Origin of the sequence: Shewanella profunda (assembly GCF_023283765.1) — a bacterium.
Lineage (GTDB): Bacteria > Pseudomonadota > Gammaproteobacteria > Enterobacterales > Shewanellaceae > Shewanella > Shewanella profunda.
Genome location: NZ_JAKILG010000024.1, coordinates 1 through 23,994, shown reverse-complemented (window position 1 = coordinate 23,994; position 23,994 = coordinate 1). Strand labels below are relative to the sequence as shown.

Sequence of the window (23,994 nt, the reverse complement as noted above, 5' to 3'; positions counted from 1 at the left end):
CTGCCTAGAAACCTAATTTCTCAATGATCTGATTTGCAACGATTTTTGCACTTTGATCATCAGTTTTGACGACCACATCGGCAATTTCTTCGTATAACGGGTTACGGATCTCTGCAAGACTCTCCAACACTTCTCGAGGATCATCTACTTGCAATAATGGGCGTCGCTTGTCTCTTTGAGTACGAGCGACCTGTTTGTCGATAGTGGTTTCCAGATAAACAACAATCCCACGGGCAGACAGATGATTACGGATATCTTTGCTTTGTACTGAACCACCACCGGTGGCAAGGACGATACCTTGTTTTTCAGACAAATCAGCAATAACCTGAGCTTCACGGCGGCGGAAACCTTCTTCGCCTTCGACGTCAAACACCCAAGCAATATCAGCGCCTGTGCGTTGCTCAATCTCTTGATCTGAATCGTGGAATTCTAAATGCAGCATTTGCGCCAGATGGCGACCAATTGTGCTTTTACCTGCGCCCATAGGGCCTACCAGAAAAATATTACGTTTTTCAGCCATTTCTTGTACGTCTGAATCTTATTGAAAAGTATGCCGATATCGACTCACAATCAAGCCGACCTATATGTTACCTTGCTCTTATGAGACTTGACCGCGGATTATCTCAGTTTAGGGTCTACTATGGCAAGTCATGTGCGCTATTTATACTAAGAATTGTATTTCAGATACGATAAAGCCAGCAACACTTGCTGGCTTTATTCAAAGTACAACAGGTAATTAGAGCTTCTCATCCACAATTTTAGGTGTCACAAAAATCAGTAACTCTTGGCGTTCATTTTTATCTGTTGTGTTCCTAAACAAGAAACCCACTAAGGGGATATCGCCTAAAACAGGTACTTTGCTAACCCGACTGATAAGGTTTTGCTGGTAAATACCACCGAGTACAATAGTTTCACCATTATTGACCAACACCTGTGTACCAATACGCTGAGTATCAATAGCTACTGCAGGTCCAGTTGATGTAGGAACGGTTTTCCCTTCAGAATCTTGCGTAATTTCTAAATCTAAAATCACTCGATTATCAGGAGTAATCTGCGGAGTCACCCGCAGTGATAGCACCGCTTTCTTAAAGGTTACCGATGTAGCACCACTTGAGGTTGACTGAACATAGGGGATCTCAATACCCTGTTCAATGTAAGCCGCTTTTTGGTTAGAGGTGGTAATACGTGGACTGGCAATAATTTCACCTTTGTTTTCTTGCTCAAGTGCGCTCAGTTCTAGATCTAAAATAGTTCCATCGGCTAATTTGGCGACATGAAATGCAATACTCGCCGCACTATCAACTTGTGCAGGCAAATTCACATTTAAACGATCAGCCAAACTAGGAACGACACCATTTGCGATATCTTGAGCCCCCTCGATGGTTCCAGATGAACCTTTATTACCTTGCTGATCTGTAACACCCCACCGTATACCTAAATCTTCTGACACATTATCTTTGACTGTAACCATACGTGATTCAATCAACACCTGGCGGATCGGAATATCCAGCACTGCCACTAAACGATGGATATTTTCTATCATCTCTGCAGTGTCTTTCACCAGAACCGTGTTTGTCCGTTCATCCACTGCAACGGAACCTCGAGGAGATAAAAGACTCGAATCTGCACTCTTTAACAATTCAGCAATGTCTATCGCTTTGGCATAATTGATTTGTAGGTATTCAGAATAGAGAGGTGCTAATTCCTTAACCTCTTGTTTATTTTTAAGGTTTTGACTCTCCCGTATCGCCAGCTCCTCACTTGGCGCCACCATTAAAATATTACCTTCGATGCGTTTATCTAACCCTTTGGTTTGTAATATTAAATCTAACGCCTGATCCCAAGGCACGTCATCGAGTCTAAGGGTAATATTGCCCTCAACAGTGTCACTGGTCACTAGATTGAAATTATTATAATCGGCGATGATCTGCAGCACTGTCCGAACAGAGATATTTTGGAAATTAAGCGATAACGTTCTACCGTTGTATTTCTTTACTTCTTTTGTTGCGGCAACTCGCTCAACTTTATTCATTGAGAGTCTAAACAGATTATCTTCCTGTTTATAATTGAAGTCGTAGTTACCTGAAATATCAACTAATATTCGCGTAGTTAAATCTTCCTTGAAGGTTTCAAAACTTTTTACTGGTGTTGAAAAATCCTGCACATCCATCACATAGAGCAAATCATTATTAATGTCGGTATTAAATAACTTTATCTCAAGCTTGGCGCCAATTTGTTCAACATTGGCAGCAACTGAGCGATTATTTAAATAGACCAGTAATTCCCCCCCCCCATCAGCATTACGGCGAAAATCGATATTTTTAATACTATTAACAAAGGGATTATCACTAATAGTCTGCACACTAGCGACTTCATCATTGATCGTTAAACGGTAAGAGTTACCTATCACAGCACCTTGATATGGCTTCACTTTAGATAAGCCTAAGGCGACTTTTAGTTGAGAATCCTGCTGCTCTGTTCTTATTTCATTTACGCCAACTTGATTTATTGGTAAACGATCTTTAGATAAACCAGAAATACTGTTATCAAATGTTAAAACCAACTCGGCTGGTGATGCATTGGAATCAATGACAGGCTGTGTTACAGCATCTTCAAAAACTAACTCAACTTCTAACTGGTGATCAACCAAAGCATGATATTTAACATCTAATAATCGATTTGCAGCAAAACTCGATGGCAAAATGCCAAATACGAATACGATCCCAATAGCAGGCTTGATTAAACCTGAGAGTATTAATGGAATTTTTATCGCAGCAGAAGATTTCATTATTCCTTCATCCTTCGCTCGTTATTCTCCAGAAAGTTCTAATTTGTTGAGTCGTTCAGACCAACAACCAGAGCCATCTGGAATTAATTCTATTACTTCAACAGCTTGTGAAGTCACCTTGGTTACACGCCCATTAAACAGCCCTAAGTACTCACCCACACCGATACGATATACACTAGCGTCATTTGTTTCGATAAGTGCCCAAGTCGTATCGGCTTCACTTAAGGTGCCGCGCATTTTTAAATTATCAATTGCATAGGTTTCTAAACGACCTTTACGACGTTTTAAATCTGGTTGTAAGCAGTTCTTACTGGTATCCACCACCTCCTCTGTTAGCTCACGAGAGGGTGGAACAAAAGGACTTCGCATCAACTCTGCTTGATAGGCAAAATGTTCAAACTTAGGTGGTTCTTTTAGCGTCGGTATGTGAGCCACATGCTGCGCCTTGGTAGTAGTAACAAATAGCTCCAAATCACTACGATCGCCAACACAACCCACCAAAAAAATACTCAAGGCTAGTAAGGGGAAGAGTTTCATCATTTTGCCCCCTTATTATCTAATGTTTTTTCGGGTGGTAACTCTGCTCCTTCTTTAAAGCGGTAGGTTTTAGCTAGAATATCCATCGCTAAATTATCCGAACCATCCCGTTTAATCGTAAAATCATGGAGGCTAACAATCCGTGGTAATTTTGCGACACCACTGACCATATTACCTAGCTGATGATAATCGCCAGTAACAGACATTTTAATGGGAAACTCAATATAAAAATCACGCTGAATCTCTGGCTCCCAATTTAAACTCTTAATTCTTAATCCTGCATCGGTTGCGACAAAAGTAAGATCATCGAGCAAACCTGGCATTTCATTCTCAGACGGTAACATTTTAAGCAATTCGGCAAATTGCACCTCCATAATGGCTAATTGTTCACGGTAGAGTTTTAAATTTGCCGCCAGTTGATATTTATTTTTAAAATCATCTCTTAACTGCGCCTCTTTATTTTGCTCTGCGCTATACAAATCAACAGCATCCGCTATCACGAGAAAATAGCCTGCAGCAAAAACACAAAGCGCTAATAATATTGCAAAAAAAGTTTTTACCTGATTAGGCCAACCACCAATATTTTCAAAGTCAATGTCATTGAACTGACTTAGATCGAGTTTCATTTACTCGCTCCTTTCGCCACTTTTACAGGATCATCAGCTATCGCACCTTTTACGCTAACCCTCAAATTAAATTGCTGTAATTGCCTTAATTCATCATCTTGGGTAACGATAGATTGCATATTCGGGTCGGTTAACCATTCCGAAGCTTTAACTTTGCGCATCATATTAGCAACGTTATTGTTAGACTCGCTTCGGCCTTCTATGAGTAATAGACTGCCCTTTTTCTCGATACTTGATAGGTATATTCCAGGTGGCACTACACGCACTAGCTCATCTAAAACATGGGTTGGCAAATTGCGGGATTGTTGGAGGTTAAGAATAATCTCGGTACGACGCTCAATGTCTTTCTTACGCTCGGTGATCTTTTTAATCTCGGCGATTTGAGTTTCAAGTAATTGAATTTCTGACTGCAGATAGGCATTACGCCCACGCTGTTCATCGGTCATGATTTCAAGCAATGACAAGGCGACATACACTAAAATAGCCGCACCCAAAAAAACCAGTGCTAAGATGCCAATATAGTCACGTTTTTGCTTTTCTCTCGCCTCTTCACGCCAAGGAAGTAGGTTTATGTTCGCCATTGACCGTAGCTCCTCAGCGCTAAGCCACAAGCAACCATATATTTACTGATGTTAGGTTGCAGAATATTTTTAACCGATTCGTCAGCGTGTAAACATCCTTGAAAAGGATCGGCAATAATTGTATGAACACCTAATTCATTAGTTAATAAGTTAGCCATTCCTTCCAACTTAGAAGTTCCACCACATAACACGAGGTAATCGACTTTATCCTTACCGCTGGATGTGCAATAGATTTGCAGCGTACGTTTAATCTGCTGTAGTAGTTGAGTTTGAAAAGGTGACAACACTTCAAACATATAATTACGCGGTAGATCGCCTTCTATCTTGGCCTTTTCAGCTTGCTCGTAGGACATACCATAAAAAGACAGTATTGACTGGGTAAACAACTCACCACCAAATGCTTGTTCACGAATAAAGGTTGTCTCACCGGACTCCACTACGGAAAAGGTCGTCATATTGGCACCGATATCAACCAGTGCAACGGCTTTTTGCCGCGCTCCTTCTGGTAACTGAGCTAAAATTAATTCTGCCGCACGCCCAAGCGCGTATCCTTCAACATCAACAACTTTAGTCTCAAGTTCAACCGTATCTAATGCATCAACTCTCACGTCAATATTATCGGTACGGCAGGCGCTAAGTAACACATCAACCTTGGAAGGATCTGTGCTGTTGGTACTGAGAGTTTCGAAATCAATGCTCACTTCATCAAGGGAATAGGGAATTAAGTTATCGGCTTCAATCTCGATCTGAGCTTCCATTTCTTCTTCACTCAGCGAAGCGTCCATGTAGATCACTTTTGTCATAACTGCCGAACCAGATACCGCAACCGCCGCATATTTCACCGATTTAGGTAAGGTACGCTTAACTTGCCTTAAACATTCGACAACGGCATCGACATCGCGAATATCATGATCGTTAATGGCTCCCTTTTTTACAGGTACCGCTGCATGACTTAGTATTTTGTATCCATCAGCAGTCTTACTCAGCAAAATGGCCTTGACTTCATGTGAACCTATATCGATTCCCACCATCTGCGGAGCCTGACGCTTCCATAAATTTGAAAGCATAGTCCGTTGTCACTTTTTAGTTATCATTCAGTTAAAGAGATTAGCACAAAATCAACTTGTTATAATCATTTGTAGAAAATGTTTCAATATTTTACAAAGGCTATTTTATGGACATCACGTTTTTACTTCACCAAGACGTGTGCGCCTTATATACTGTCGCACTTAACTGAACATTAGGAACAATTTAGGTGAAGTGGTTAAAACGTATTGTTATAGCTCTATTCAGTCTAGCCCTTCTGGGTGTAGGCGCCATTGTTGCAGCATACTTTTATGTTTTGCCGGACTTACCGGATGTTTCAACACTAAAAAATGTGCAATTACAAACACCTTTGCGCATTTATAGTAGTGACGGCAAACTCATTTCTCAGTTTGGTGAAAAGCGGCGTATTCCATTGAAACTGGAAGAAGTACCTAAACCGCTATTGCAAGCATTTCTTGCAACAGAGGATGCACGTTTCTATGAGCACGGCGGGATCGATCCTGTTGGTGTTATGCGTGCGGCAGTCGTCATGTTAACTACGGGCGAAAAGAAACAAGGTGCAAGTACTATCACCATGCAGGTAGCGCGTAACTTCTTCCTTACCCGTGACAAAACGATTATTCGTAAAGTGAAGGAAATATTTATTTCCTATCACATTGAACAGTTACTCACAAAAGACGAAATCCTCGAGCTCTACGTTAACCGAATTTACCTAGGCCAAAGAGCCTATGGTGTTGGTGCTGCGGCGCAGGTGTATTTTGGTAAAAACGTGCAGGATCTCAGCCTATCTGAAATGAGCATGATTGCGGGTTTGCCTAAGGCACCTTCAACACTTAACCCTATCACTTCGCCTGCGCGCGCCTTGGCGCGCAGGAATTTAGTCTTAATGCGAATGAATGAAGTGGGTTATATCAATCAAGCAGAATATCAAGTCGCCCTACAAGAGCCTTTAGTTGCTAAATACCATGGTGCCGAAATTGATCTTTACGCCCCTTATATTTCGGAAATGGCGCGGGATTATATGGTGCAAAAATATGGCGAAGAAGAAGCCTATACCAATGGCTATAACGTCTACACTACTATTTCATCGGATCTTCAGTTACTCGCTCAACAGGCTTTACGTAATAACGTCTACGCCTACGATGAGCGTCATGGCTATAGAGGTCCCGCGGCTGTGCTATGGACGGATACCAAACCCGATAATACCCAAATTCAAACAGAACTCGCCAAGATTACAGCAGTACAGGAATTACAACCTGCAGCTGTGTTAAGTATCACTGATCAGCAGGCCAACGTATTAACCGCCAAAGGTGAAACCAAAGTCATCACCTGGGATGGGTTAAAATGGGCCAGAAAGTTTATTACCGATAAACGTCAAGGCAGCGTACCAAAATCCGCATCCGATATGCTGAATGTAGGCGAACGTATTTGGATCAGAGATAACGGCCAATATCTGCAGTTGTCCCAAGTGCCGGAAGTCGCGAGTGCAACCGTTTCAATCGATCCACAAAATGGCGCCATTCGCACCTTAGTCGGAGGCTATAGCTTTAGTCAAAGTCAATATAACCGTGTGACTCAAGCAAAGCGCCAATTAGGTTCGAATATCAAACCTTTCATCTATGCCGCTGGATTGGAGAAAGGCTTTACCTTAGCGACCCTAATCAACAATGCGCCGATCAATAAACCCGATATCAGCCAAGGTACTGCGTGGCGCCCTAAAAACTCGCCTGATATTTATGGCGGCCCAACCCGTTTACGGGTGGGTTTAGCGCAATCGATTAACGTTATGTCGGTCCGAGCCATGCGCCATATCGGCTTGGATGCCGCGATAGCTGGGCTGGTAAAATTTGGTTTTAATCCAAATGATCTACCCCGTAACGAATCTTTGGCTTTAGGTTCACCTTCGGTAACCCCACTACAAGTCGCAACCGCGTTTAACGTGTTTGCCAACGGTGGTTACTTAGTTGAGCCTTTCTATATTGCTCGAGTAGAAGATGCCTATGGCACTGTGATTGAGGAAGCCAATCCAACCTTAGCTTGCAAACCAAACAACCTAGCGATACAGCCATCAAGTGATCCTATGGCTTTTGGCAATGCGGGCTTAGAAACAGACGCACCTATCGCCAGTTGCTTTGAGCAAACAGGCCGCTATGCGCCACAAATCATTTCAGAGCAGGTGGCATTTTTAATTACTGAAGCCCTAAAAAGTGTTATCTGGGGTGGCGGTGATTGGAGTAAGGGTACTGGTTGGCAAGGTACGGCTTGGCGTGCGGCACAATTAATTAAACGTCATGATATTGCAGGTAAAACAGGTACAACCAACGAATCACGTGATACTTGGTTCAGTGGCTTTAGTCCTACGCTTACCAGCACTTTCTGGGTCGGATTTGACGATCATGGTCGTCAACTGGGCAGAACGGCATGGAACTCAAATGGCGAGAAAGACCAGATCACAGGCACAGAAGCCGGCGCAAAAACCGCAGGTCCTGGTTGGAATGAGTTTATGAACAATGTCCTAAAAGGCACACCGGAAGTGACAGCAATTCCACCCGAAGGTATTGTCTCGGTGCGGATCGACTTAGCAACGGGTAAACTCACCCGCAAAACCGACTATACCAGCGCCTTTGAATACTTTATTTCGGGCACTGAACCTAAGGAATACATCAGTGAAACACAGGATGAAAATAGTCTCTTTATCGAGTCGCCAGCGGATGATTTATTCCAATAGGCTTAACCCTCTATGCGATAACTATTAATAGACAACTATTAATAAACAATAAAAAACGCGACTTAGAGTCGCGTTTGTTATCGTATTAAGCACACCTTAGCGTGCTTTCTTGGCGGCAATCGCCTGCTGAATTTGTGGCAATGCAGTACCACCAAGCACATCGCGTTTCGCTAAACAGGCTTCAATGGTGAGATTTGGATAAACATCATCTTCAATGACGGTGGCAAAGGTTTTTAATTCGGCCAAGGAGAAATCCTCCAGCGGAATTTGCTTCGCTATCGCGGCAACCACCACCTCACCGACCACATGGTGCGCTTCACGGAAAGGCATACCTTTAGACACCAGATAGTCGGCCAACTCAGTCGAATTAGCATAACCTTGCTGCGCGGCTAGCAGCGCATTAGGACGATTGACTTTCAGACCTGATAACACTAATGCTGCCATATCGAGGCAAATTGCCCAGCTATCAACCACATCAAACAGGCCTTCTTTGTCTTCCTGCATATCTTTGTTGTACGCCAAAGGCAGGGCTTTCATGGTGGTGAGAATACCCACTAAACTGCCATAAACTCGGCCGGTTTTACCACGGATAAGCTCTAGTGCGTCTGGATTTTTCTTCTGTGGCATCAGGGATGAACCCGAGGTCACTTCATCACTCAGGGAAATAAAATTCGCTTCACCGGAGTTAAAGAAAATCAGATCTTCAGCCATACGGCTTAAGTGCATCATGCTGATCGATGCGGTTGAACAAAGTTCTACCACATGATCTCTGTCTGACACACTGTCTAAACTATTAAGCGTCGGCGAGGCAAAGTTCAGCGCCGCGGCCAGCGCATGTCTATCCATCTTATAAGCTGTGCCCGCAAGGGCCCCAGAACCTAAAGGACAGGTATTAGCGCGGGTTAACGCATCGGTTAAACGGCTGATATCACGCTCAGTCATTTCCACATAAGCTAAACACCAGTGGCCAAATGTTATAGGTTGAGCGCGCTGCAAGTGAGTGTAACCTGGCATTACCGCATCAAATTCACGCTCGGCCAAAGCCAGCAGTTCAGCATGTAAGCCTTGAAGGCGTGCGAGTAATGCTTTGCCTTCGGATTGACACCAAAGCTTTAAATCGGTGGCAACTTGATCGTTACGGCTACGGCCCGTATGGAGTTTTTTACCAAGATCGCCGACTTTGGCGATCAGCGCAGATTCCACGAAGCTGTGAATATCTTCGGCGCCCGAGGCGAGAATAATCGCCGGATCGCCCTGTACTTCCACTAGCAGCTCATTAAGCGCTTGTTTTAAGTCACTGCATTCAGTTGCCGTGATAATACCAACGCTGGCAATCGCATCCGCCCAAGCAATAGAGCCGACCACATCCTGTTCGAACAGGCGATAATCCACGGGTAGCGAATCGTTGAATAATTTAAATAGCGCGCTCGTTTCGCCCTGAAATCTTCCACCCCATAAAGCCATGCTAACTCCCCCTTGCTTACTGCTTATTTGAAATCGACTCATCTGAATCAAAAAACTGGATCAAAACCTAGAAACAAAAAAGGGCGCTAGGCGCCCTTTTACACGACCTATTACTTAGACTTTACATCATTAGCATTGAGTGCGCGGATGCGGCTTGCTAATGAATACAGGCGGATAAAGCCTTCAGCATGTTTTTGATCGTACACTTGATCTTCACCGAAGGTGGCAAACGCTTCAGAGTACAAGCTGTTGGGTGAACGTTTCTTCACTGCGCTCGCTTGACCCTTGTAGAGTTTAACGACGACTTCACCGTTCACTGACTCAGCCAATGACTCAGATGCCGCCAACAGTGACTTGCACAGTGGCGTAAACCAACGGCCGTCATACACTAAATGCGCCATTTGTGCGGCCACTTGCTCACGCCAGTTACGGCTGGTTTTGTCTAGCACTAGCTCTTCAATGGCTCGCAGTGCAGCGAACATCACAGTGCCGCTCGGCGTTTCGTAACAGCCACGGGACTTCATACCCACTAAACGGTTTTCGGTAATGTCGATACGACCCACACCGTGTGGCGCTGCAATGGCGTTTAATGTCATCAGTACACCGTAGGGTGTTAATGCCTCACCATTCACTTTAGTCACACGGCCATGCTCTACTTCTAGCGACACATATTCAGGCTTGTTCGGTGCATCTTCAGGATCGGCAGTCAGTGTCCATACACCTTTGCTTGGCTCGTTCCACGGATCTTCTAACTCACCACCTTCGTGGGAAATATGGAAGGCGTTGGCATCACGGCTATAGATTTTAGTCGCTGACGCTGATGTCTTGATATTGCGCTCGGCTAAATAGTCCAACAGATCTTCACGGCTCTGCATGGTCCATTCACGCCATGGCGCAATCACTTTTAAATCAGGTGCTAATGCCGCGAAGCAACCTTCGAAACGCACTTGGTCATTACCTTTACCGGTACAACCGTGGCACAGAGCATCGGCGCCCACTTTACGGGCCACTTCAACCTGCGCTTTGGCAATAATAGGACGCGCCATTGAAGTACCGAGTAAATAAGTGCCTTCGTAAATCGCACCGCTCGCAATCGTTGGGTAGATATAGTCTTTAACAAATTCTTCTTTTAGATCGACGATATGACATTCAGAAGCACCAGACGCTAAGGCTTTTTCGGTCAAGCCAACTAGCTCTTCTTCGCCTTGGCCGACGTCGGCGCAAAATGCAATGATTTCGCAGTTATCGTAGTTTTCTTTTAACCAAGGAATAATGGCCGAGGTATCTAGACCACCTGAATAGGCTAAAACCACTTTTTTCACGCCAGTATTTTTTATCTCGATAGACATCTTAAATTCCTATGACTCGTTTCTCTCAAGGAGAAAACAGGCTGCTAAACAGGGTTAATTTAACTAAATAAGCTTACCAGTACCGCATTTTGGGCATGCATCCGATTTTCGGCTTGTTGCAGAATTAAGGAGCCTGCACCGTCCATCACTTCATCTGTTACTTCTACACCACGGTGGGCGGGCAAACAATGCATAAAGAAGTTAGCGCCCGCTTTCGCCATCAAGGCTTTGTTCACTTGATAAGGTGCAAACTTACCTTTGATATCTGACAAAGGCGTTGGATCGCCCATTGAAATCCAGGTATCAGTATAAATCGCATCGTGACCTTCAATCGCATCGATATCTGAAGTCAGCACTATCTTGCCGCCATATCGTTTGGCGAGCTCTTGCACTTCTGCCACTACGTAGCCATCAGGAAAGTGACCCGCTGGGCAGATCACTGTCATGGTAGCACCGAGAATAGCCGCGCAGTACATCAGCGAGTTAGTGACATTATTACCATCACCAACATAAGCTAATTTAGCTTTGCTGACATCCTCAAACTGCTCGGCCAGTGTTAAAAAGTCGGCTAAGGCTTGGCAAGGATGATAAAGATCCGACAGCGCATTGATCACGGGCACTGTGCCAAACTCGGCTAATTGCTCAATGGTGGTATGTGCATAGGTTCTTGCCACAATCGCATCGGCCCAACAGGACAGGTTAGAAGCAAAGTCAGCAACCGATTCCCGTTTACCCAGTTCACCATTTTGCTGGTCTAGGTATAAACAGTGGCCACCGAGCTTATTAATACCGATATCAAAGCTAACGCGAGTTCTGAGCGAGGGCTTTTCAAATAACATCACCACACTCTTGCCATCCAGCGCATGGCGATACTCAGCCGGATTGGCTTTGATCGTTTTTGCCAAGGCAATCAGATCCTGTAACTGCTGCTGTGTTAAGTCTTTTATCGATAGTAAATGCTTCATAACCTACTCCACTTATGGTTGTATTTGTGTTCCTACGGCTTCACCTTTTGCTAATGCGATTAATTGGCTTGCATCACGCCACGAGGCAACTTGTACCGCCTGCCCCATCCACTGCGCCACTTCGAGCGCAGCTTCCACTTTGACCTTCATTCCCTTTTCGATCACACCCTGTTTAACAAGGTCAGCAATCTGCTTGCCATTTAAACTGTGAATGAGCTGACCTTTACCATCGAGCACGCCAGACACATCCGACAGTAGCACTAACTTGCCGCCCACTAATTTAGCTAATGCCGTCGCCGCTTGATCAGCATTGACGTTAAGCATTTGGCCATCGTCCATCATGGCGATCGAGCTACAAATCGGCATCCAACCTTGGGCGAGGATAAACTTAAGATAAGTGCCATCCTTTGGCGTGACTTCGCCCACAAGGCCTAAACGCTCATCTTTAATCTTAGCCGAGACAGTATTGCCATCGGCGAGGCTCATGCCCACGCTCACAATGCCCGCCTTAGTGGCTGCGCCTTGGAGGATCTTGTTTGAAGTACCCGCAAGGGCACCGGCAATGATCGGCATTTGCTCAGGCGGAGTCACCCGCAAACCTTCTAACTTGACGGTTTCCATGCCGTTGGCCGCTAGCTGTTCATCCACCAAACAGCCGCCGCCATGCACCATCAACACTTGCTGACCATTGGCTAACATAACCGCAGCCGTATCCATTAACCGCGCCATCCCCATTTCACACTGCAGCAGCGCGCCACCAACTTTAAGAACTAATATTGAGTTGTTTGTAGACATCTTGACGACTCTCTTAAATTAAGGATGAACAATTAAAGGTTAAAATGAATCTTTATGCACTGCAGCGCTTGGCTGGCAGCACCTTTCATCAAATTATCGATGGCACTGGCTACGACTAAGTAACCGCTATTTTCATCAAACTTCCAACCTAAGTGGCAGTTTGGTGTAAGCACCACATCATCCACTTTCGGGAACTGGTTGTGCTTCACGGTTACCAATGGTGCCTTGTCATACACGCTATAGGCCGCTGCCACATCGGCAGTGGTTGTGCCCGGTTTTAGCTGCACAGTAATTGTCGCTAAAATGCCGCGCTTAAAGTTGCCAAGGTGCGGAGTGAAAATCACTTCTTGTCCGAGTTGAGTGGCGATCTCGGGTTGATGTCTGTGACCTAATACGCCGTAAGGCGTTAGGCTCACTTCACAAAAACTGGTGTGTAACTGCGCTTTGCGACCCGCACCTGTCACGCCGCTCACCGCATTGATCACCGGATAAGCCGATGTCAGTAAACTCGCCAGTGGTTTTAGTGCGGTAAGTGATGCCGTTGGATAACAACCAGGTACGGCAATCATCTTAGTCGCAGCGATTTCTTTGGCGTTCCATTCAGCCAGGCCGTATACGGCTTTGGCTAAAATCTCTGGATATTCATGCTCAAAGCCATACCACTTCGGATATTGGGCTACATCGCTGAAACGGTAAGCCCCGCTTAAATCGAATACCGCCAAACCTTGTGCATAAAACCAAGCCGCTAAATGCAAGCTTACTGAATGCTCAGTCGCTAAGACCACGGCATCTGCTTCAGCAACAATTTTAGCCTTAGCTTCATCGGACAATGGCGACAGCGTTAATGCGATATGGCTATAGCTAGGATACAAATCCGCTAAAGGTTTACCTTTATCTAAACTATTTTCAGAAACATACAAACCCTGAATCGTCAGATCTGATTCTGCATGGATTAAAGCGGTGAGCTGTGCGCCTGTGTAACCACTGGCACCGATAATGGCGATATTTTTCATGTGTTTTGTCTTATAAACCGAATTAAAGAAACTTAAAGAATAGATGAATAGCGTACACGCATCAGCGTATAACTATAATGACAAGGCTATCGTCGCAGAAAATCGTAATAGGTTGTTATTTTATTCACTGTCGGGTTAATACTTTGCATCATGATATTTACTCTGTAGGCCACTGATGGTGACTCATCTCAACTGTTGGCTAGACTACCACAAAGATCTATTTATGCAATATATGTGAATATATATTTTTAATAAATTTCGGTATTTTATCGATAAACTTAGATCTCACTCCAACATGCTTAGTTAAGCTAACCCTTTAATAAATCTGTTATCCATGGCTAGACTCGCAAAATATCAATCCTTTTTATTAACAGCTAGGAGACATAAACACCAAGCTTAAAATAATGCACTTCATATTCACTTACGCTAATTATCAAGAAATGTTGCGAGAGTTCGCATTTCTATTGAATATTCTTCATCAATTACCGTGATTGATTGCGCATCAAATAAGCCAGTCGTATAAGTTATAAGTTCTTCTGTTGACCATTGACCCAAGTGGTAGGTATTGTGCTAACGGGTGATATGTAAAGCAGATTTTTCGTGTTTTTTATTCGGAGTAACTATGGCAGTAACCATGGCAGACAATATGACAGATATGTATGCGTCATTAAGATCGAACGTGAGTATGTTAGGACAAATCCTCGGTGACACTATGCGTACCCACCTTGGGGACTCTTTTCTTGAAAAGGTTGAACAGATCCGTAAACTTGCCAAAGATTCACGCCGAGGCGATCAAGCCGCCAGAGAGCAAATGCTCGAGTTACTCACAGCCCTTCCCGACGAAGAGTTAGTACCTTTCGCAAAAGCATTCAACCAGTTCCTCAATCTAGCTAACTTATCAGAGCAATTTCATACTATTAGTCGTAACTGTGACGAACTCGTCTGTGTACCAGATCCGGTGGAACAACTTCTAGGCCGCATGCTTAATGGTCGGATTGATCAAACAAAGATGCTCGATTGCCTAAAAACATTAGATATCGATCTAGTACTGACGGCGCATCCCACTGAAATATCCCGTCGTACCCTGATCCAAAAGTACGCAGCCATCGTCGACTGCCTAACTGAGCAGGAAAATGACCAACTGTCGGATAGAGAGCGTCAGCAAATCAACCTGCGCCTACGCCAATTAATCGCGCAAATATGGCACACCAATGAGATCCGCCGCGAGCGTCCAACACCTGTGGATGAAGCCCGCTGGGGATTATCCACCATTGAAGAGTCGCTCTGGCATGCAGTGCCTGACTTTTTAAGACAGCTTAACGATCAAGTACAACAACGCACTGGCCAGCAATTACCCATTGATATCGCGCCAGTGCGTTTTTCAAGTTGGATGGGTGGCGATCGCGATGGCAACCCGTTTGTAACTGCCAAAGTCACCCAAGAAGTGCTCGACCGTAACCGCCATGCCGCCGCCAGATTATTCTTAAAAGATATCGTCCTACTCGTTGGTGAGCTGTCGATGGAAGAAGCCAATGATGAGTTAAAGGCTTATACCAACAATAACTGCGAGCCCTATCGCCATGTATTACGCTCACTTCGTCAAAGGCTGCGCGATACCATAGATTATTTAAATGCGCGCATCGAAGGCCATAATCCTGAAGTCGATAAATCGAGCCTGATCTGGCAAGAAAGCGATCTCAAAGCGCCGTTAGAAATGCTCTATAAGAGTTTAACCGACTGCGGCATGCGCTTAATCGCCAACGGTTTATTGCTCGATATCCTCCGTCGCCTCGCCTGTTTTGGCATTCATATGCTCAGACTCGACATTCGCCAAGACGCCAGCCGTCACAGCGATGTGCTCGCCGAGTTAACGCGCTATCTCGGCATGGGTGATTTCAATCATTGGGACGAAACAGAGAAGCAAGCCTTCTTATTACGTGAACTCAGCAATCGTCGTCCGCTGATCCCAAGTAACTGGCAACCCTCAGCCGATGTGGCCGAAGTGCTCAATACCTGTCGTTTAATCGCTAAACATCCCGCCAAGGCACTCGGCTCCTATGTGATTTCGATGGCGGGTAAACCATCGGATGTATTAACGGTTTTACTATTACTCAAAGAGACGGGCTGCTCGCACCCAATGCGCGTGGTGCCGTTATTTGAAACCTTAAGCGACTTAAACAACGCCGCTAAGTGTGTTACCGACTTGCTCGATATCGACTGGTATCGTGGTTACACCAAGGGTATGCAAGAAGTCATGATAGGTTACTCTGACTCAGCCAAAGATGCAGGTGTCATGGCTGCGGCTTGGGCTCAGTATCGTGCCCAAGAGCAATTAGTCGCAGTCTGTAAACAAGCGGGCGTGAAGCTCACTCTGTTCCATGGCCGTGGTGGCAGTATTGGTCGCGGAGGCGGCCCGGCACACAAGGCAATTCTATCCCAACCACCGGGTTCGGTAGATGGCCGCATTCGTGTTACCGAACAGGGCGAGATGATCCGCTTCAAATTTGGCTTGCCAAAACTCGCAGTTCAGAGCTTAGCTCTGTATACCTCGGCCGTATTGGAAGCGACACTGTTACCACCGCCAGAACCGAAGCAAGAATGGCGCGATTGCATGCAACGTATCGCCGAAGAATCAGTGGGCGCTTACCGCGGCATAGTACGTGATGAACCTGATTTTGTGGCTTATTTCCGCGCGGCAACGCCAGAAGTGGAATTAGGGAAGCTGCCACTCGGTAGTCGTCCAGCCAAACGTCGTGTCGATGGTGGGATCGAAAGTCTGCGGGCAATTCCGTGGATTTTTGCTTGGTCACAAAACCGTTTGATGTTGCCAGCATGGCTCGGTGCGGGTGAAGCACTACAAGCTGCCAGTGAACGTGGCGAAATGGACTTACTCCAAGAGATGGAACGCGAATGGCCTTTCTTCAGCACCCGAATTTCAATGCTGGAAATGGTTTACGCCAAGGCAGAACCCAATTTGGCCCGCTACTACGAAACCTGTTTAGTTCCGAAGGACTTGCATCACTTAGGCGAAACCTTGCGCCAACGCTTAGAATTGGGCATTAAAGTCGTGCTTGAACTGACAAAATCGGATAGTTTAATGGCGCATACGCCGTGGAATCGCGAGTCTGTTAAGCTGCGAAATCCGTATATCGATCCATTAAACTTCTTACAAACCGAGCTATTAGCACGGACGCGTAAAGAAACCACCGAAACACCCGCGTCTGGACATGTGCAGTTAGCGCTAATGCTGACCATTGCAGGTGTGGCAGCGGGTATGAGAAACACTGGTTAATGAAAAAACTTTACCACACAATTTGCTTAGGACTGACTGTACTGCTGGGCGGCTGCGTCTCTCAGTACAGTATCAGCGAACGCGAAATGGAACAGTACCTCAGCAAAGAGATCCACTTTGAGGTAAAACAAGGCAATCAATTGGTTGGCACAGAAGTTCGCATTAACGACATCAGCGTCAGACTAGGTGAAAAACCTGACACTATGAGCGTAAGTGCCGCGGCGCAGGTATCAATTAAGAATCCGATCTTCCCATTGAGCGCAAAACTCACCACGACATTTGAGGCTAAGCCTTGGTATGACAGCACGACGCACAGTGTCTATCTGCGCCAGCTTAAGTTAGTCAAAGTAGAGTCAACACCGAAGGATATTGAAAAAGCGATAACATCTATAGCGCCTCAAGTTATGCAGTTTTTAACTCATTTCCTTGAGACTCAACCAGTCTATGTACTGGATATCAAAGAGAGTAACCAAGCCTTAATCGCCGAGATGACGAAGCGAATAGAGGTAGTTCCTGGGAAACTGATCTTACAGTTCCAAGAGAACACTAAATAACACTTGAGCTACATCGAATGGGTGTCGTTTTAAGTATCAGCTAATGCTTTGTCTATGCCATATGTAATCTATATGCTTATGACAAAGCATTAATTTTACCTAATCAAAGCAGAATATTTAAGCCATTACGAAGATTAAAATAACTGATGTAATTGATATTGCAGTATTTATCTAAAAATTCTGCGCAGGTTCTATCACTAAAACACGCTCTTGGCGAGGGCTATCTGCTTGCTGATAAAGCTCCCATACTAAGCGAAAATCCAGTTCCAGCTCAGTGACATAAAATTTATCAACGGGATAGGATTTCACCACTCGTGCACCTTTAATTAAACCACCGACTTTTGTACTGGTCACATTAACGTTAACCAACCAATCTTTGACCTTAGTATTCGAATCAAGTTGTAAACCATAGACCTGCTCAGCTAACTCGCGATAAGCCAAAATCTTCGATGACTCCATCGCCATTAAGACTTTCTCAGTATGAAATTCTGACGGCTGGGTATCGATCGGCGCATAGCCGATCGCACTCAGCACAGGGAAAGTCGACGGAGTATAAGGCTCATTGGTGGATTTCAACATATTACAGCCAGTTAAAGAGTAAAGGGCGACCAAAATAATTAAATCTCGTAGCATATAAATTCTCGCGTTTTAGCTAATTCAACTGCAGATGCAGCTATAGGGAGAAAAATTCTAAAGCTAAAATGATACAGATAGGGTTCTGGGCCTTTTTAATATCTATGCACCCTTAATATCCAGGCAAAAAGTGTTAAAAATACATCCACTTAAGATCATAATACCTAGTGTTAAACGGATTAAACTCAAGACGACTACATCGAAGTCAGATCCGTAATTGGCTGGATTACCTCCTCCACACTGTTAGCCATCGGTTCCAATCCCATCGATCCGATGAGATCTGTAACCTTGTAGCCTCCAAAGTAATCTACGCCCACCTCCACAGCCAAAAGAGCTAATCCCGGAACGCCGCCATAAATAAAGCTACCCGCTAGTTTTGATGCATTACTGATATGGGTATCGGTGGCTGATTGATAATAATCTGATACTAATGGGATGTGATTAAGTACGTTGATGGAATCAAATAGGTCGTTTTGATCTAAACCGTCTACGCCAAATCCAAACTGAACCAACTCAGAACCAGTACTGGTGTCAATATTAACGCCACTTGTGTCAACAGCACTCTTTCCAACAAGGTTATTGGCGAGCCCACTTAACATCCCTTGCTGCAATTGGGTAAGAGCATTAGCATCGACAAGTGGTGTCGTGCCACTTGAACTAATCATACTGGCTGGGAATACCGATGCTAACCCGGCTCCACTTAAAAACAGAGACTGGAGTTCAGTAAAAGTCTCTGTTTGACTCGTGTCAACCGCAGCCAAGTTTCCTATCCCACTGACATCGATAGCCGTTTCGGTTTGAACCAGACTACCTATCAACTGTGATTGGTTCGACAACATAGTAGCAAAGACTTGGCTAAACCCAGCTTGTTCTGATGTTGTCGTAGATGCGATACCAGTATCCGGAGCCAAGGAAGATGGGCCCGTACTCTTGGTCGCCACTGCTGCGGTACTAGCCTGAGCCGTACCATTTTTTAGTAAATCAACCAATGACATATATATCCATGATGGCTATTTATTATATTAATCTTAATAACTATGTTGTTTTTATGATAAGAACTAAGCTAACAATTTAAACTTGCTTATAAAATAATTTATACAAATGAGATTTCATAAGTTAATCCAATCTGATAACTAACATATAGCAATAAAACTAAAAATATAGATTTAAAAAGGCTTTCAAATCTGATTATTAAACAACAAACGCAGAAATAGCAACAAATATAATACTGAATTTAAAAATCAGCAGTTGCCTAGAGTAAAGCCATCCAAAATATAAACTTCTGATAATCAAATAATGCAGCATTCCTACCCATCGATATCGACCATATCACAAAAAATAAACAACATACTGTATTTAAACGTAAATTTATTGTTTAGATCATAGAAAATCCGAGATATAAAATTCAAAATAACAATTAGCGCAACAACTTAAACAAAAGTAAATTAAACAATAGTTACGTAAATAACTGTAATCATTTTAATGTCTCACTGAAAAGAATTGAAAAGAAACCGTAAAAACATTCAAACCATAAATTTTTCGGATAACATAAAAAAACGACACAATAAGAATTTTATATCAATGAAATCCACGACGATATATTACCTACTACTCTGTTTATTACTTACCGCTTGTACAACGGTCGAAAAGCAAGAAATAAAAAGCCCAACGAAAGAAGACACAATCTTACAAGTACTCACCAAAGAAGCTGGGCCTGTTCGTGGAGAACCAGAATATCGGCCCGTGCGTGATGGGAACTTATCCCAAGTACAGCCAGTAACAGGCTCCATTTTTAACGCGAGTGACATGCGAGACATCTATCAAAACAACAGCCGTTATGAGATTGGCGATATGATCTTAGTTCGGCTAAACGAAAAAATATCTTCCGAAAAGTCGCTGAGCTACCAGCGAGATAAGTCTGACCAATTCGAATTATCCCCAGATATCAAAGCCGGTAACATTGCCATCAACAACGACAATCTCAGCGCTGACTACAAGCAAGAAAAGTCTTTTGATAGCTCATCCGCCAGCAACCATAAAAACTCGCTTTCAGGCACTATAACGGTCTCTGTTCGAGAAAAATTACCTAATGGGAACTTGATAATCGCTGGTGAAAAGTGGATCAAACTCAATAAGGGCGATGAATACGTCCGCTTCTCTGGCGAAGTACGAGTCAGTGATATCGCATATGACCATTCAATTGACTCTATCTTAGTGGGTAACTCCGTAATTGAAGTCAGTGGAAAAGGCGAACAGCAGGACAATCAAGATACCTCTCTAATAGGTAAACTCCTCAATATTTTTGGATAATTAGATGCAAGCAAGCATGCGGATTCTATTGTTAGCATTAGGGCTAATCGCACCACTTTGCCATGCACAATGGTATATCGGCCAAGCCACACTATCGCTAGGTGATGAAGACTATAATAAGATACGCTCTGAAACTATAAAGCAGGCAATTGAGAATGCATCGTTACAAGCCAGCAGTTTCATCAGCATAAAAAACACTGTAACCAACGGCATTTTAGCTGAAAGCTCGAGCGCACTGTTATCAGAAAATCATATTGCTGAGGTTGTGATACTCAACGAATCGGTTGCACAAAACGCCCTAACAATTAACCTAAAAGTAAATATTCAATCCCAAACTAACTGTATTAAAGACAAATATACAAAACAGATCATTATTGGCCAATTTCCGCTACTGATACCAGCGCAAGCGTCCGACGGCGGGATCTATAAACTCCCAGATCACATCAGTTCACGCTTTAAAACCAAGTTGACTAATCAACCCAGCATCTTCGTTGAAACCTTATTGCCACAAACAATTGTCGATGTTGACGAGCCGTTAGATAGTATAGACATTAAACATATTGAAGCGATTTCTCTGTCTCTCAGTCACCGTTTTCAAAGTCAGTACCTGATCTTCGGATACATTCGTGATGTAAGCTTATTTGAAGAGAAAAAGACTCAGTTACTGCAAACCAAAATCAAGCCCATGCGGAATTTCACCATCAAGGTCTTTGTCTACGACAGGTTAAGCCAAAGCCTGCTATTGCAAACCGAATATCATGGAGAAGGAGGATGGAGCTTTGATTCAAACGCAACAGTGGATCTTGCCAATAGTCTGTTCTGGCGCAGCGATTATGGCAAAGTAATAGTCGACACATTATACAATGCAGCAAGTGATATTAACGATACCTTAAGCTGTCAGCCGACCCGTGCCAGCATACTCTATAAAGAGGATGATTTGGTGACCATTAACTTAGGTACCCAACATGGCGTAAAACTTGATGACAAGTTCAAACTAGTCAAACAACGGAATCTACCGACCACAAATGGCATGCTCAATTTACTCATTCCATTAAGTTCACCTGTGATCTTAGATGTTATTCACACAAGCGATAATGTAAGTTTATTGAGAGTATCTCCTGAAAGTAATTCACAAGGAAAACAACAAGATCAAGTTGATCTCTTCGATGTGATAATGCCTTTCAATCCATAAATATCATTAGCTAATACCAATCAAATAGGATTTATTCTAAACAAAAACTGTGGCGATATCGTCACAGTTTTTGTTAGGTGGATTAAGCACCACTCACTTCAACGCACGTTTAAATGAGCCGTAGTCGACAATTACGGCTTCATCAAGTAACTCGCGGCGTAACATATCAAATGCGACAGCAGCGCTTAGGCCACGAACTAACTCCCGAGAGCGGGCTGGAAACTTAAGCATCTGGCTATACACGCCACGCCGAGTCGAAAGTGCTATTGCAACCGTACCCACAGGCTTTTGTTCTGTCCCACCATCAGGCCCTGCAATCCCACTGGTAGCCAGCGCATAGTCACTGTCTAAGATTTGCCTTGCACCCTTAGCCATTTCTTCCACAGTCGCAATTGAAACGGCACCATAATCATCTAAGGTTGAAGGATTGACACCTAATACGCGCACTTTAGATTCATTGCTATAAGTGACTAATCCATGTTGCAAGTAAGAAGAACTCCCTGCAAAATCAACCAACTGGCTGGTGATCATGCCACCAGTACAAGATTCAGCAACACTTAAGGTCAAACCAGAGTTGAGTAACTTATAATGAACTTCTTCGGCAAGAGTTGCTTTATCTTCTGCGACGACCGCGGTACCGAGCACCATCTTAATATGCCCAGCGACCCGAGGTAATACTGCAATCGCCTTCTCGCCACGGGCAAAGATCTTAATCTCAATATGTGGCATAGAAGAACGGTAGCCAATCGTAATGCCTTCGGGCAACTCTAAAGGTTCTAATTTGTCTGCTAAAGCCGACTCACCTTGGCCTATGGTCAACAGCTTCTTTAGGGCGACCTTGGAATCAAGATTAAATTCTTCACGGATAAAAGGGACAAACTGCTCGATCACCATGTGTTTGAGCTCAAAAGGCACCCCAGGTGTGAAAAATAACCAGGCTCGATTAAGCTTAACTCTAAAGCCACAGGCGGTTCCCACTGGGTTATCAACCATTATGGCAGATGCTGGCAACATAGCTTGCTTAAGATTGCTTAAGGGCATTTCACGGTTATTACGGGTAAACCAATCCTCTAAACGCTCACGCCACTGCGTATTCTCAACTAATGATTCACCTTTCGCCTTAGCCATAGCTTCTGCAGACATATCATCACTTGTCGGCCCAAGGCCACCATTAACCAAAATCACATCGGCATGTAAGCTACGTTCTTGAAATACTGCTATTAGATCCTCTAGGCGATCGCCGACAGTCACTCGACGCTGGATCTCGACACCATGCTCCATCATAGTACTGGCAAACCAAGCGGCGTTGGTATCAACAATCTGCCCCGCCAACACCTCTTCCCCAGTACAAATCATCTCTAACTTCATCTCAGATCCTTATCTACCCCAACAAATTAAAATATAAGGTAAGTAACCGCTTAACTAATAGCAATAGCTAGGCTCGATCCAGCGTTAAGATCACTGTAGCGAAATCGGAGCATTACCTTAATAAAGGTAGAAATAAAAGCCAGACGGCACAGATTATTGTGTGTGATGGAGAAAAAATCTTACTCATCTGTAGGAAAAATAGACTAAATTGTACAAATTACAGACGCAAAAAAGCCAGCTTATTCAGCTGGCTTAGTTACATCTTTACAAGATAATTAGGCGCTTGGCGATGACCTACTCTCACATGGGGAGACCCCACACTACCATCGGCGCGTTTGCGTTTCACTTCTGAGTTCGGGATGGGATCAGGTGGTTCCACAATGCTATTGTCACCAAGCAAATTCTGTTTATTACCGTGTCCGTCTCTGGCTCACGTTAATAATAATTCGGAAAGCTGATTGCTTTGAGTTCACACTTCATTAAGTGTTTATATTCTGTCTAAGGTCACTTTGCAGTAAAACCCATCTGGGTTGTATGGTTAAGCCTCTCGAGTCATTAGTACATGTTAGCTCAACGCCTCACAACGCTTACACACCATGCCTATCAACGTCCTAGTCTCGAACGGCTCTTTAGAGGAATTTAATTCCTAGGGATGACTCATCTTGGGGCTCGCTTCCCGCTTAGATGCTTTCAGCGGTTATCGATTCCGAACGTAGCTACCGGGCAATGCCATTGGCATGACAACCCGAACA

19 protein-coding genes and 2 rRNA genes are annotated in these 23,994 nt (G+C 44.1%); 5 read left to right on the top strand and 16 right to left on the bottom strand.

Annotated features, from left to right (window positions below):
* Positions 1–4: 4 nt before the first annotated feature.
* The 6 genes from aroK to L2744_RS12450 all read right to left on the bottom strand — a co-directional run bounded on the left by aroK (position 5) and on the right by L2744_RS12450 (position 5,599).
* Positions 5–520, bottom strand: coding sequence for a shikimate kinase AroK (aroK, locus tag L2744_RS12475; RefSeq protein WP_248992208.1), 516 nt, complete (start codon positions 518–520; stop codon positions 5–7).
* A gap of 216 nt (positions 521–736) precedes the next feature.
* Positions 737–2,788 carry a type IV pilus secretin PilQ gene (locus L2744_RS12470; protein WP_248992207.1) on the bottom strand — a complete coding sequence of 684 codons (2,052 nt, stop codon included), beginning with the start codon at positions 2,786–2,788 and terminating at the stop codon, positions 737–739.
* A 21-nt stretch (positions 2,789–2,809) separates the two neighbouring features.
* Positions 2,810–3,325 carry a pilus assembly protein PilP gene (locus L2744_RS12465; protein ID WP_248992246.1) on the bottom strand — a complete coding sequence of 172 codons (516 nt, stop codon included), beginning with the start codon at positions 3,323–3,325 and terminating at the stop codon, positions 2,810–2,812.
* On the bottom strand, positions 3,325–3,951 hold the full coding sequence (locus L2744_RS12460) for a type IV pilus inner membrane component PilO (RefSeq protein WP_248992206.1): 627 nt from the start codon (positions 3,949–3,951) through the stop codon (positions 3,325–3,327). The genes L2744_RS12465 and L2744_RS12460 overlap by 1 nt, the downstream gene beginning before the upstream one ends.
* Positions 3,948–4,532, bottom strand: a complete 585-nt coding sequence (locus L2744_RS12455) for a PilN domain-containing protein (RefSeq protein ID WP_248992205.1) — start codon at positions 4,530–4,532, stop codon at positions 3,948–3,950. Before L2744_RS12455 ends, L2744_RS12460 begins: the two co-directional genes overlap by 4 nt.
* Positions 4,520–5,599, bottom strand: a complete 1,080-nt coding sequence (locus L2744_RS12450; RefSeq protein ID WP_248992204.1) for a pilus assembly protein PilM — start codon at positions 5,597–5,599, stop codon at positions 4,520–4,522. Before L2744_RS12450 ends, L2744_RS12455 begins: the two co-directional genes overlap by 13 nt.
* A 188-nt stretch (positions 5,600–5,787) precedes the next feature.
* Here L2744_RS12450 and L2744_RS12445 point away from each other — a divergent pair, with 188 nt between their 5' ends.
* The gene (locus L2744_RS12445; protein ID WP_248992203.1) at positions 5,788–8,307 is read left to right on the top strand and encodes a penicillin-binding protein 1A; all 2,520 of its coding nucleotides are present in this window, start codon (positions 5,788–5,790) and stop codon (positions 8,305–8,307) included.
* 96 nt (positions 8,308–8,403) lie between these two features.
* Here L2744_RS12445 and argH read toward each other — a convergent pair whose 3' ends face one another.
* The 5 genes from argH to argC form a co-directional block, all read right to left on the bottom strand.
* A complete protein-coding gene (gene argH, locus L2744_RS12440) occupies positions 8,404–9,771 on the bottom strand; it encodes an argininosuccinate lyase (protein WP_248992202.1) in 1,368 nt (455 codons plus the stop codon).
* Positions 9,772–9,881: 110 nt separating this feature from the next.
* Positions 9,882–11,120 carry an argininosuccinate synthase gene (locus L2744_RS12435; protein ID WP_248992201.1) on the bottom strand — a complete coding sequence of 413 codons (1,239 nt, stop codon included), beginning with the start codon at positions 11,118–11,120 and terminating at the stop codon, positions 9,882–9,884.
* A 59-nt stretch (positions 11,121–11,179) separates the two neighbouring features.
* Complete coding sequence (locus tag L2744_RS12430) at positions 11,180–12,085, bottom strand: ornithine carbamoyltransferase (RefSeq protein ID WP_248992200.1); 906 nt, start codon at positions 12,083–12,085, stop codon at positions 11,180–11,182.
* Between the two features lie 12 nt (positions 12,086–12,097).
* Entirely contained in the window at positions 12,098–12,880 is a 783-nt protein-coding gene (gene argB, locus L2744_RS12425; protein ID WP_248992199.1) for an acetylglutamate kinase, read from the bottom strand.
* Between the two features lie 32 nt (positions 12,881–12,912).
* Entirely contained in the window at positions 12,913–13,893 is a 981-nt protein-coding gene (gene argC, locus L2744_RS12420) for an N-acetyl-gamma-glutamyl-phosphate reductase (protein WP_248992198.1), read from the bottom strand.
* 622 nt (positions 13,894–14,515) lie between these two features.
* On the opposite strand from argC, the gene ppc reads away from it, so the two are divergent.
* Positions 14,516–17,185: a phosphoenolpyruvate carboxylase gene (gene ppc, locus L2744_RS12415; protein ID WP_248992197.1), complete on the top strand. Its 2,670-nt coding sequence runs from the start codon at positions 14,516–14,518 to the stop codon at positions 17,183–17,185.
* A complete protein-coding gene (locus tag L2744_RS12410) occupies positions 17,185–17,739 on the top strand; it encodes a YceB family lipoprotein (RefSeq protein WP_248992196.1) in 555 nt (184 codons plus the stop codon). Before ppc ends, L2744_RS12410 begins: the two co-directional genes overlap by 1 nt.
* Before the next feature lie 171 nt (positions 17,740–17,910).
* On the opposite strand, the gene L2744_RS12405 is transcribed toward L2744_RS12410, so the two are convergent.
* Both L2744_RS12405 and L2744_RS12400 read right to left on the bottom strand, forming a co-directional pair.
* Entirely contained in the window at positions 17,911–18,372 is a 462-nt protein-coding gene (locus L2744_RS12405; RefSeq protein ID WP_248992195.1) for an LPP20 family lipoprotein, read from the bottom strand.
* A 194-nt stretch (positions 18,373–18,566) separates the two neighbouring features.
* Positions 18,567–19,367, bottom strand: a complete 801-nt coding sequence (locus L2744_RS12400) for a hypothetical protein (protein WP_248992194.1) — start codon at positions 19,365–19,367, stop codon at positions 18,567–18,569.
* 586 nt (positions 19,368–19,953) lie between these two features.
* Here L2744_RS12400 and L2744_RS12395 point away from each other — a divergent pair.
* Together L2744_RS12395 and L2744_RS12390 are read left to right on the top strand one after the other, a co-directional pair.
* The gene (locus L2744_RS12395; protein WP_248992193.1) at positions 19,954–20,682 is read left to right on the top strand and encodes a flagellar basal body L-ring protein FlgH; all 729 of its coding nucleotides are present in this window, start codon (positions 19,954–19,956) and stop codon (positions 20,680–20,682) included.
* A 4-nt stretch (positions 20,683–20,686) separates the two neighbouring features.
* Positions 20,687–21,874: a flagellar assembly protein T N-terminal domain-containing protein gene (locus tag L2744_RS12390; protein ID WP_248992192.1), complete on the top strand. Its 1,188-nt coding sequence runs from the start codon at positions 20,687–20,689 to the stop codon at positions 21,872–21,874.
* 93 nt (positions 21,875–21,967) lie between these two features.
* On the opposite strand, the gene L2744_RS12385 is transcribed toward L2744_RS12390, so the two are convergent.
* The 3 genes from L2744_RS12385 to L2744_RS12375 form a co-directional block, all read right to left on the bottom strand.
* Positions 21,968–23,242 (bottom strand): CinA family nicotinamide mononucleotide deamidase-related protein, encoded by a 1,275-nt coding sequence (locus L2744_RS12385; RefSeq protein WP_248992191.1) that lies wholly within the window; start codon positions 23,240–23,242, stop codon positions 21,968–21,970.
* A 281-nt stretch (positions 23,243–23,523) separates the two neighbouring features.
* A 5S ribosomal RNA gene (gene rrf / locus L2744_RS12380) occupies positions 23,524–23,639 on the bottom strand.
* Positions 23,640–23,776: 137 nt separating this feature from the next.
* Positions 23,777–23,994 (bottom strand): 23S ribosomal RNA (locus L2744_RS12375); the annotation flags it as partial.